The organism is Streptomyces palmae, assembly GCF_004684805.1.
GTDB classification, from domain to species: Bacteria; Actinomycetota; Actinomycetes; order Streptomycetales; family Streptomycetaceae; genus Streptomyces; species Streptomyces palmae.
This window is the reverse complement of sequence record NZ_SRID01000244.1, coordinates 1-10523: the sequence shown is the minus strand read 5'-3', so window position 1 is coordinate 10523 and position 10523 is coordinate 1. Positions and strand designations below refer to the sequence as shown.

Here is a 10523-nt window from a genome sequence, read left to right as displayed (position 1 = left end):
ACCCCGAAAAGCCGGTCCCGGCGAGCCCGCGCACGACTTCTCAGCGGGTGTCCCCGCGCCAGTCCCAGCGGCGGGGATCCCCCGGGCGGGGGCTGTAGAGGGCGCGTCCGCCGGGGCCGTGCGCGGCGATCTCGGTGGGCAGCGCGGCGCCCTCCCCCAGCCGCTGCTCGCTCCATCCGGTGACGTCCAGCAGCAGCCCGTCCAGTGGGCCGGCCACCAGCTCCCGGTACTCGCGCCCGGGCCGCGGCCCGGGGTCCTCGTGATCGGCGCCGTACACCCGGCGCCAGCCTGCCTCGTCCATGCCGGTCAGCATCGCAGCGGCCACTGACACCGCGGCGTGCCCGCAGCCCTGTCCGCGGCCGTCCGGGACGGCGCCGCGCCGGTGCCTCACAAGCGTTCGACGATGGTCACATTGGCCTGGCCGCCGCCCTCGCACATGGTCTGGAGTCCGAAGCGGCCCCGGGTGCGCTCCAGTTCGTGCAGCAGGCTGGTCATCAGCCGCGCGCCGGTGGCACCCAGCGGATGGCCGAGGGCGAGGGCACCGCCGTTGACGTTGACCCGGTCCGGATCGGCGCCGGTCTCCTTGAGCCAGGCCAGGACCACCGGGGCGAAGGCCTCGTTGATCTCCACCAGGTCGATGTCGTCGATGCCGAGGCCGGCCCGGCGCAGGGCGTGGGCGGTGGCGGGGATGGGGGCGGTGAGCATCCGCAGCGGGTCCTCGCCGCGGACCGCCAGTCGGTGGATCCGGGCGCGCGGCCGCAGCCCGTGGTCCCGCAGCGCCGCCTCGGAGGCGATCAGCAGGGCCGCGGCGCCGTCGGAGACCTGCGAGGAGAGCGCGGCGGTGATCCGGCCGCCGTCCTGGAGCGGGCGCAGCGCGGCCATCTTCTCCAGCGAGGTGTCCCGGCGCGGCCCCTCGTCCCGGCTCAGCTCGCCGAAGGGCACGGTCTCCCGGTCGAACCTGCCCTGGTCGGCCGCGGCCAGCGCGCGCTGGTGGGAGCGGAGCGCGAACTCCTCCATCGCCTCCCGGGAGATGTCCCACTCGGCGGCGATCCGCTCGGCGCCGTGGAACTGGCTCACCGGGCGGTCGCCGTAGCGGGCGCGCCAGCCGGTGGAGCCGGCGAACGGCCCGTCGGTGAGGCCCAGCGGGACCGCGGCCTGCCGGCTGGCGAAGCCGATCGGCACCTGGGACATGTTCTGCACCCCGCCCGCGACCACCAGGTCCTGGGTGCCGGAGAGCACGGCCTGGGCGGCGAAGTGCAGGGCCTGCTGGGAGGAGCCGCACTGGCGGTCCACGGTCACCCCGGGGACGTGCTCGGGGAGCCCGGCGGCCAGCCAGCAGGTGCGGGCGATGTCCCCGGCCTGCGGGCCGACCGCGTCCAGGCAGCCGAAGACCACGTCCTCCACCGCGGCCGGGTCCGCCCCGGACCGGTCCAGCAGGGCGCGCAGCACATGGGCGCCCAGGTCGGCGGGGTGCACGGCGGACAGTCCGCCGCCCCTTTTGCCGACCGGTGTGCGTACCGCTTCGACGATGTATGCCTCGGCCATGTCCGCTCCCTCGTGTCCATGCTGTCACTCGCGCAGGGCGATCCCGTCCAGCACCATCGACAGGTACTGCCGGGCGACCTCTTCGGGGCTGTGCCGTCCGCCCGGCCGGTACCAGGAGGCCGCGACCCAGACGGTGTCGCGGACGAACCGGTAGATGAGCCGGGTGTCCAGGTCGGCGCGGAAGGTCCCGTCGGACACTCCGCGCTCCAGGGTGCCCAGCCAGGCCGCCTCGAACTTCCGCTGCGACTCGGTGAGGTAGCCGAAGCGGGGGTGGGCGGCCAGGTGCCGGGACTCCTTCTGGTAGATCGCCACCGCCGCCCGGTGCCGGTCTATCTGCCGGAAGGACTCGGTGACCAGGGCTTCGATGGTCTCCCGGGGGCCGAGCCCGGCCGCGAGGACGGCGTCGTAGCCGGCCCACAGCTCGTCCAGGAAGGTGGCCAGGATCTCGTCGACCATCGACTCCTTGGAGTCGAAGTGGTAGTAGAGGCTGCCCGCGAGCAGTCCGGCCTCGTCGGCGATCCGGCGGACGGTGGTGGCGTTGTAGCCGTGGGCCGCGAAGACCTCGGCGGCGACGGCGAGGAGTTCCTGGCGGCGCTCCGGGGCGGCGCTCACCGCGGCCTGCCGGGGCTCGCGGTCGGCGGGCCGGCGGCCCCCGGTCCTCCGGCTGGTGGTCTGGCTGGTGTTCTGGCTCGTCTTCGGCACCCGGTCATTGTCGCCTCACGGATGCTGGCTGCTGACCGAGACCGTCTCCCCGGTCATGTACGAGGAGTAGTCGCTGGCCAGGAAGACGATCACGTTGGCCACCTCCCAGGGCTCCGCCGGGCGCCCGTACGCCTCGCGCCGGGCGAGCTCGGCCAGCAGCTCGGGGGTGGTGGTCCTGGCCAGGTGCGGGTGGGCGGCCAGGCTCGGGGCGACGGCGTTGACCCGTACCCCGTAGGCGGCGGCCTCCACGGCGGCGCACCGGGTGAGCGCCATCACGCCGGCCTTGGCCGCCGCGTAGTGGGCCTGGCCGCGCTGGGCCCGCCAGCCGAGCACCGAGGCGTTGTTGACCAGGGCGCCGCCGCGTCCGGCCGCGCGCATCCGGCGCAGCGCGGCGCGGGTGCAGCGAAAGGTTCCGGTCAGGCTGGTGTCCAGGACGGCGTGCCACTGCTCGTCGGTCATGTCGGCGAGGTCCGCGGTGCCGCCGAGTCCGGCGTTGTTGACCAGGGTGTCCAGGCCGCCGTGCCGTTCCTCGGCGAGGTCGAGCAGGGCGGCCACCTCCGCCTCGCGGGTGACGTCGCAGGGCAGGCCGGCCACCCGGTCGGTGCCGAACCTGGCACCCAGGGCCGCGACGGTCTCGCGCAGCCGGGTGGCGTGCGCGTCGCCGAGCACCACACTGGCGCCTTCCTCCAGGAGTCTGCGTGCGGTGGCGCCGCCGATTCCGCTGCCCGCCGCGGCGGTGACCACCGCCGAGCGCCCGGCGAGCAGGCCGTGTCCGGGGACGTACCGCGCCTTGTTGTCCGTCACACCCGAACGGTAACCTGCCAAACGCTTGTTAGATAGAGAGGCGGCGTGCCGATGGACCTCGAACTCTCCCGCGGCGACGCGGAGTTCCGGGACGAGGCGCGGGAGTGGCTGGCGGCCCGGGTGCCGCGCGAACCGCTGCCCTCGCTGGAGACCCAGGCCGGCTTCGCCGCCCACCGGGAGTGGGAGCGGACCCTGGCCGCCGACCGCTGGTCGGTGGTGGCCTGGCCGCCGGAGTACGGCGGGCGCGGTGCCTCGCTGCTGCGCTGGCTGCTGTTCGAGGAGGAGTACTACGCGGCGGGGGCGCCCGGCCGGGTCTCGCAGAACGGCATCGGCCTGCTGGCGCCCGCCCTGATGGAGTTCGGCACCGCCGAGCAGTGCGCCCGACTGCTGCCGCCCATGGCGCGCGGCGAGGTGGTCTGGGCGCAGGCGTGGTCCGAGCCGGAGGCCGGTTCGGATCTCGCCGCGCTGCGCTCCACCGCCACCCGGACCACCGGTGGCTGGCTGCTGCACGGCCAGAAGACCTGGTCCTCCCGGGCCGCCTTCGCCGACCGCGCCTTCGGGCTCTTCCGCCTCCGGTCCCCGAAGCAGCCGTCCGGCGCCGGCGCCGCACCCCACCGCGGGCTGGTGTACCTGATGTTCCCGCTGGACGCGCCGGAGGTGACGGTCCGGCCGCTGGGCCGCCTCGACGGCAAGCCCGCCTTCGCCGAGCTCTTCCTGGACGGCGTGTTCGTACCCGACGCGGATGTGATCGGCGTGCCCGGCGAGGGCTGGCGGGTCGCCATGAGCACCACCGGGAACGAGCGCGGGCTGACCCTGCGCAGCCCCGGCCGCTTCACCGCGACGGCCACGCGGCTGGCCGCCCTGTGGCGGGCGCGGGCGGCGGACGGCGACGGCCCGGGGTGCGGCCCGCGGTGGGACGGCGCGGCGGACGGCGCCCTGCGGGACCGGGTGGCCGACGCGGTGATCCGGGCCCGCGCCTACCGGCTGTACGGCTACGCCGCCGCCTCACGGGCCGCCGGCGGCACGCCGGGGGCCGCGGCCAGCCTGACCAAGGTCTTCTGGTCGGAGCTGGACATCGCGCTGCACGAGGCCGCGCTCGACCTGCTGGGCGCCTGCGGCGAGTTGGCCGACGAGGCCGCGGAGGCGCCGGCGCACGGCGGCTGGGCGGCCGGTCACACCTTCGCGCTGGCCGGCCCCATCTACGCGGGCACCAACGAGATCCAGCGGGACATCATCGCCGAGCGGCTGCTCGGCCTGCCGAAGGGCCGGCGCACATGAGATTCGCCCTGGACGCCGAGCAGACCGAGTTCGGGCACACCCTGGGCCGCCTGCTGAGCACCGCCGAGGTGCCCGCGACGGTACGGTCCTGGGCGGCCGGGGACTTCGCCGCCGGCCGCGTGCTGTGGCGGCGGCTGGCCGCCGCCGGGGTCTTCGCGCTCGCGGTCCCCGAGGAGTACGCGGGGCTCGGTCGGCTGCCGGTCGAGCTCGCCGTCGCCTGCGAGGAGCTGGGGCGGTACGCGGTGCCGGGGCCGGTGGTGGAGACGGTGGCCGGCGCGATGCTGCTGGGCGCGCTGGCCGGCCACGGGAAGGCGGCACGGGCCGCGGCGGAGGAGTGGCTGCCGCGGATCGCCGACGGCCGGGCGATGGTCACCCTCGGCGCACCGGAGGCGGGTCCGTACGTCCTGGACGCGGAGGCCGCCGACACGGCCCTGGTGTACGACGGCCGGCGGCTGTTCGCCGGTGCCGGGTGCGGGCCGGCGCGGCGCTCGGTGGACCCGGCTCGGCGGCTGCACCGGCCAGGGCCGGGCGGCTTGCTGCTGGCGGTGGGCGCCGCGCCGGCGGCGGCCGTCCGGGACGCCGGCGACTGGGCCGCCTTCGCCACCGCCGCCCAGTGCCTGGGGGTGGGCCTGGCCCTGCTGGAGCGCACGGTGGAGCACGTACGGCGGCGGACCCAGTTCGGCCGGCCGATCGGCTCCTTCCAGGCGGTCAAGCACCGGCTGGCGGATGTGCTGATCGACCTGGAGTTCACCCGGCCGCTGCTGTACGGGGCTGCGGTGGCGCTGGCCGCGGGCGCTCCCACGGCGGGTGCCGAGGTGGCGGCGGCGAAGGCGGCGGCGGGCGAGGCCGTGTACCGGGCGGCCCGGGCCGCACTGCAGCTGCACGGCGCGATCGGCTACACGCAGGAGCTGGACCTGTCGCTGTGGCTGGGCAAGGCGCGGGCACTGCGTGGCGCCTGGGGTGCCCCGGGGCGGTGCCGGGCCCGGGCCCTGGCCGGGCTGGTCTGACCGGATCCGCAGGCCGGCGCGCCGTGCGGGGCCCCGCAGTGATCCACATCATCATCGACGCATCGGCCGCCACGCAGTAACCTGTCCCCCATGACTCTGCTCGTGCGCCGCCGCCACGTGGACTTCGTCCGCGTTACGAGCATGTCCTGTCCGCACTTCAGCTGACGTGCGCCTCTTGGCCGCCCCTCGTCGGGCCGGCCCTCCTTCTCCTCCGCCGTCCGGGTTCCGGGATGTCGCAGATCCCCGTGTAGCCCGGCCGGCTCTCACCCCACCCGGCCGCATGGCCCCGCCCTACCCGGGCGCGGCCATGGCCGGCCCGTACCGCGGGCCGCCGGGTGCCTAGCCCGGAGACGTGACCATGTCTTCCCAGCAACTCCCGGTGATCGACCTGTCCGCCGCCGAGCGCGGCCCGGCGGAGCGCGCCCGGCTCCACGCCGAGCTCCACTCGGCCGCCCATGACGTCGGCTTCTTCCAGCTGACCGGGCACGGCATCACCGCCGACGAGACCGCCCACCTGCTGAGCACCATGCGCTCCTTCTTCGCCCTGCCGGAGGCCGACCGCCTGGCGATATCCAATCTGCGCTCCCCCCACTTCCGGGGCTACACCCGGATCGGCGACGAGCACACCGGCGGCAGCCGCGACTGGCGGGACCAGCTGGACATCGGCGCCGAGCGGCCGCCGCGCGTACCGGCGCCGGGAGAGCCCGGATACTGGTGGCTGGAGGGCCCCAACCAGTGGCCGGACGCCCTGCCCGAGCTGCGCACCGCCGCCCTGTCCTGGGTGGACCGGTTGAGCGAGGTCGCCGGCCGGCTGCTGCACGAGCTGCTGGCCTCCATCGGGGCACCGCCCGACTTCTACGACGACGCCTTCGGCAGCGAGCCGCATCTGCACCTGAAGATGGTGCGCTATCCGGGGCGCGCCCCCGACGGCGCGGACCAGGGGGTGGGCGCGCACAAGGACTACGGCTTCCTCACCCTGCTGCTCCAGGACGACATCGGCGGGCTCCAGGTGGAGCGCTCCGACGGGCGGTTCCACGATGTGCCGCCGCTGCCCGGAGCCTTCGTGGTCAACCTGGGCGAGCTGCTGGAGGTGGCCACCGACGGCTACCTGAAGGCCACCCACCACCGGGTGGTGAGCCCGCCGGGTGAACGCGAGCGCTTCTCGGTGCCGTTCTTCTACAACCCGCGGCTGGACGCCCGGATCGAGCCGCTGCCCTTCGCGTACGCGGAGTACGCCCCGGGCACCACCCAGGACCCGGCCAATCCGCTGTTCGCGGAGTACGGCCGCAATGAGCTCAAGGGCTGGCTGCGGGCGCACCCCCAGGTGGCGAGGCGGCACCACGCCGAGTTGCTGGCGCGGCAGGCCGGCTGACCGCCCGTCGTCCCACCGGGCCCCCCACCCCGGCACACCAGGACCTGACCCGCGCCGCGCCGGTCAGGTCCTGGTGTGCCGGGGCAGCAGTGCGCGCAGCTCGCGCTCGAAGTCGTCGTAGCGGGCGCGCAGTTCCGCCCCGGGCCAGTCGGCCGGCAGCAGCCGGGAGGGCAGGACCGGGTCGGTGACCAGGTGCCGCAGGATCGCCGCGGCCACCGTGAAGCGGCCGGCCGGGCCCTGCGCCCGCTCCAGGGCCGCGAGCAGCTCGCGGGCCTGCCGGGCCCAGCCGTCCAGATCCCACAGGCGTGCCGCCAGGGCCGCCGGATCGTCCCGTGGGGCACCGCCCAGCAGGGTGCACTGCTCGGTCACCACGGCCGGATGCGACCGGACCAGGTTGTCCGGGCGCAGCCAGGTGCCCTCGCGCAGCTCGGCCAGGCGCAGCCCGGCCATGGCGGTGCGCAGCGCGCCGCGCTCGGCGGGCGGGCGCCGGTCCGAGGTGACCACCGCGATCTCCCAGCCGCCGTGCCAGCGGCGGGTGCGCGGGGCGCGGCTGTCGTCCTGCCGGGCCTGCCGGGCCAGCAGCCGCTCGGTGAGCCGGTACGCCCCGTCCCGCTGCTCCAGGTCACCGGCGGCGACCATGCGGGTGAGGGCCACTCGGATGGTGCCCTCGGCGGTGCCGAACAGGGCGCCGACGCGGACCAGGGCCCGTGCGGGCAGCTGCGGCGGATGGTGGCCGAGCAGGGTGCTGAGCACGATCGACCGCGCGGTCAGCGGGCGGGCGCCGGTCCGGCCGGTGCCGCCGGGGCGCGGACCGGAGGCGCCCGAGCCGGACCGGGCGGACCGAGCGGACTGGGCGGACCAGGCGGATGCGGTGTGTTCCATGGTTGGTGGGAACCCTATCCCTTACAGTTCTCCATCACGCATGATGGAAACGTAATGGCCAGTTCCTGGCGTCCCAGCGTGCCGGAGGTAGCAGTGAGCGCGACGCACGAGGTCCTCAACCAGGCTCCACCGCTGATCGACTTCACGACCGCGGACGACCCGGCGGTACTGGAGGCCCTGCACCGCCACGGGGCCGGGTGGGGCGAGCCGGAGGTACGGGAGCTGGGCGCGCTGGCCGGCTCGGCGCGGGTGCAGGACTGGGCCCGGATGGCGGAGCGGCAGCCGCCGGTGCTGCACACCCACGACCGCTTCGGGCACCGGGTCGACGAGGTCGAATACCACCCGGCCTACCACCAGTTGATGACCGTCGCGGTGGAGAGCGGACAGCACGCGGCGGCCTGGCGCGAGACCCGGCCCGGCGCGCATCTGGTGCGCGCCGCGAAGTTCTACACCTTCGCCCAGGCGGAACCCGGCCACGGCTGCCCGATCTCCATGACCTACGCCGCGGTCCCCGCGCTGCGCGCCGAGCCGGAGCTGGCCGCCGCCTACGAGCCGCTGCTCGCCTCGCGCGTCTACGACTTCGGGCTGCGTCCGCCGCTGGGCAAGCGGGGGCTGATCGCCGGCATGTCGATGACCGAGAAGCAGGGCGGTTCGGACGTACGGACCAACACCACGGCGGCGGTTCCGGCCTCGGACGGCAGCTACCGGCTCACCGGGCACAAGTGGTTCACCTCGGCCCCGATGAGCGATGTCTTCCTGACCCTGGCTCAGGCTCCGGAGGGACTGACCTGCTTCCTGGTGCCGCGGGTGCTGCCGGACGGCACCCGCAACGCGCTGCGCCTGCAGCGGCTCAAGGACAAGCTGGGCAACCGCTCCAACGCCTCCTCCGAGGTGGAGTACGAACAGGCCCTCGCCTGGCGGGTCGGCGAGCCGGGCCGAGGGGTGCGCACCATCGTGGAGATGGTCAACATGACCCGGCTGGACTGCGTGCTGGGCTCGGCCGCGGGCATGCGGGCGGGTCTGCGGCAGGCCCTCCACCATGCCGAGCACCGGCGGGCGTTCGGGGCCGAGTTGGTCGAGCAGCCGCTGATGCGCTCGGTCCTGGCCGACCTGGCGGTGGAGTCCGAGGCGGCCACCGCCTTGGCGATGCGGCTGGCGGCGGCGCTGGACCGGGCCGAGGCAGGGGACGCGGCGGAGGCGGCGTTCCGCAGGCTGGGGCTGGCCGCCGGCAAGTACTGGGTGTGCAAGCGGGGCAGCGCCCACGCGGCGGAGGCGCTGGAGTGCCTGGGCGGCAACGGCTATGTGGAGGACTCCGGGATGCCCCGGCTCTACCGGGAGGCGCCGCTGCTGTCCATCTGGGAGGGCTCGGGCAATGTGGCCGCGCTCGATGTGCTGCGCGCGCTGGGTCGGGAGCAGGGGGCGCTGGAGGCGTTCCTGGCCGAGGTGGACGCCGCCGCGGGTGCCGATGCCCGGCTGGACGCGGCGGTGGCCCGGCTGCACCGGCTGCTGGGACGGCTGGACGATCCGCAGCGGGCCCAGCTGCTGGCCCGCCGGCTCGCCGAGCAGCTGACGCTGGTGCTGCAGGCCAGTCTGCTGGTGCGGTACAGCGATCCGGCGGTGGCCGACGCCTTCTGCGCCTCCCGGCTGGACGGGGACTGGGGGCACGCCTTCGGGACGCTGCCGCCCGGCGTGGACACCGGCCGCATCCTGGACCGGGTGCGGCTCAAGGACGCGCGGTGACGGTCCCGGCACCGGTCCGTACCGAGAGGGTGGGCGCGGTCACCACGGTGGTGCTCGCCCGCCCCGAGGTGCGCAACGCCGTGGACGGGTCCACCGCCGCCGCGCTCGCGGACGCCTTCCGCGCCTTCGAGGCCGATCCCCGTGCCCGGGTGGCGGTGCTGTGGGGTGAGGGCGGCACCTTCTGCTCCGGCGCGGACCTCAAGGCGGTGGGCACCGAGCGCGGCAACCGGGTGGCTCCGGACGGCGACGGGCCGATGGGTCCCACCCGCATGCGGCTGTCCAAGCCGGTCATCGCCGCGGTCAGTGGGCACGCGGTGGCCGGCGGGCTGGAGTTGGCGCTCTGGTGCGATCTGCGGGTCGCCGAGGAGGACGCGGTCTTCGGCGTCTTCTGCCGCCGCTGGGGGGTGCCGCTGATCGACGGCGGCACGGTGCGGCTGCCCCGGCTGATCGGCCTGAGCCGAGCGATGGACCTGGTGCTGACCGGGCGTCCGGTGCCGGCCGCCGAGGCGTACGCCATGGGCCTGGCCAACCGACTGGTGCCGCCGGGCCGGGCGCGCGCCGAGGCGGAGCGGCTGGCCGCCGAGATCGCCCGCTTCCCGCAACCCTGCCTGCGGGCCGACCGCGGTGCGCTGCTGGACCAGCAGGGGCTGCCGGAGGAGACCGCGATGGCCGCCGAACTCGCGGGCGGTCAGGCGGTGCTGGCCCAGGGGCTGACCGGAGCGGCGCGTTTCGCCGCCGGAGCCGGGCGGCACGGCGGGTTCGCCGACTCCACTGATCTCACTGATTCCACTGGTTTCACTGGTTTCACTGGTTTCACTGGTCCCGCCGGCACTCGGGGCAGTGGCGGAGACTGACCTCCCGCCGGGCGGTTCCGCGGCAGGGTGCCCCTGATCCCGAATTGAGCCGACGTAAACATCATGTCCCCCGATCGTGGAGGGTTTTCCACCTATCGGGGGAATCCCTTGGGCTGTACGGCTGAGCGTCGCCGGCGCCGCTCACGATGTTCCCCGTGAACCGATGGAAGCGCGCGGGGTGCGCGGGTCTGGCCACCGCGGCGCTGGTCCTCGCCGGGGCGGGGGCCGCGTCGCCGGCCGACGGCCGCGTGGTGGAGCCGGGCCTGTGCGCCCTGGCCTCCGCCGGGCCCCTGGGGGTCGAGGTCAGGGTGCGACTCGGTTGGTGCCCCACCCCGACCC

Annotated in this window: 10 protein-coding genes and 1 pseudogene; 6 read left to right on the top strand and 5 right to left on the bottom strand. The window is 75.3% G+C overall.

The genetic code is table 11. The annotated features are described in order from the left end of the window. Window positions 1-40: 40 nt before the first annotated feature. From E4099_RS22195 to E4099_RS22180, 4 genes are all read right to left on the bottom strand, one after another. Window positions 41-301, bottom strand: a complete 261-nt coding sequence (locus tag E4099_RS22195) for a hypothetical protein (protein WP_135340870.1) — start codon at window positions 299-301, stop codon at window positions 41-43. Window positions 302-387: 86 nt separating this feature from the next. After that, complete coding sequence (locus E4099_RS22190; RefSeq protein ID WP_135340869.1) at window positions 388-1545, bottom strand: acetyl-CoA C-acetyltransferase; 1158 nt, start codon at window positions 1543-1545, stop codon at window positions 388-390. A 24-nt stretch (window positions 1546-1569) separates the two neighbouring features. Then, window positions 1570-2157 (bottom strand): TetR/AcrR family transcriptional regulator, encoded by a 588-nt coding sequence (locus E4099_RS22185; RefSeq protein WP_245245078.1) that lies wholly within the window; start codon window positions 2155-2157, stop codon window positions 1570-1572. Window positions 2158-2262: 105 nt separating this feature from the next. Further along, on the bottom strand, window positions 2263-3051 hold the full coding sequence (locus tag E4099_RS22180; protein WP_135340867.1) for an SDR family oxidoreductase: 789 nt from the start codon (window positions 3049-3051) through the stop codon (window positions 2263-2265). Window positions 3052-3102: 51 nt separating this feature from the next. Between E4099_RS22180 and E4099_RS22175 the strand changes: the two genes are divergently transcribed. The 3 genes from E4099_RS22175 (at window position 3103) to E4099_RS22165 (ending at window position 6708) form a co-directional block, all read left to right on the top strand. Next, the gene (locus tag E4099_RS22175) at window positions 3103-4329 is read left to right on the top strand and encodes an acyl-CoA dehydrogenase family protein (RefSeq protein WP_135340872.1); all 1227 of its coding nucleotides are present in this window, start codon (window positions 3103-3105) and stop codon (window positions 4327-4329) included. Beyond that, window positions 4326-5336: an acyl-CoA dehydrogenase family protein gene (locus E4099_RS22170; protein WP_135340866.1), complete on the top strand. Its 1011-nt coding sequence runs from the start codon at window positions 4326-4328 to the stop codon at window positions 5334-5336. Before E4099_RS22175 ends, E4099_RS22170 begins: the two co-directional genes overlap by 4 nt. Window positions 5337-5694: 358 nt before the next feature. Further along, on the top strand, window positions 5695-6708 hold the full coding sequence (locus E4099_RS22165) for an isopenicillin N synthase family dioxygenase (protein WP_135340871.1): 1014 nt from the start codon (window positions 5695-5697) through the stop codon (window positions 6706-6708). Between the two features lie 63 nt (window positions 6709-6771). Here the strand turns inward: E4099_RS22165 and E4099_RS22160 are convergent, their stop codons facing one another. Beyond that, the gene (locus E4099_RS22160) at window positions 6772-7590 is read right to left on the bottom strand and encodes a PaaX family transcriptional regulator C-terminal domain-containing protein (protein WP_135340865.1); all 819 of its coding nucleotides are present in this window, start codon (window positions 7588-7590) and stop codon (window positions 6772-6774) included. A 93-nt stretch (window positions 7591-7683) separates the two neighbouring features. On the opposite strand from E4099_RS22160, the gene E4099_RS22155 reads away from it, so the two are divergent. From E4099_RS22155 to E4099_RS22145, 3 genes and pseudogenes are all read left to right on the top strand, one after another. After that, the gene (locus E4099_RS22155) at window positions 7684-9330 is read left to right on the top strand and encodes an acyl-CoA dehydrogenase family protein (protein ID WP_135340864.1); all 1647 of its coding nucleotides are present in this window, start codon (window positions 7684-7686) and stop codon (window positions 9328-9330) included. Continuing rightward, window positions 9327-10184 carry a crotonase/enoyl-CoA hydratase family protein gene (locus tag E4099_RS22150; RefSeq protein ID WP_135340863.1) on the top strand — a complete coding sequence of 286 codons (858 nt, stop codon included), beginning with the start codon at window positions 9327-9329 and terminating at the stop codon, window positions 10182-10184. The genes E4099_RS22155 and E4099_RS22150 overlap by 4 nt, the downstream gene beginning before the upstream one ends. A 155-nt stretch (window positions 10185-10339) precedes the next feature. Beyond that, window positions 10340-10523: pseudogene (locus E4099_RS22145) on the top strand (hypothetical protein); the annotation flags it as partial.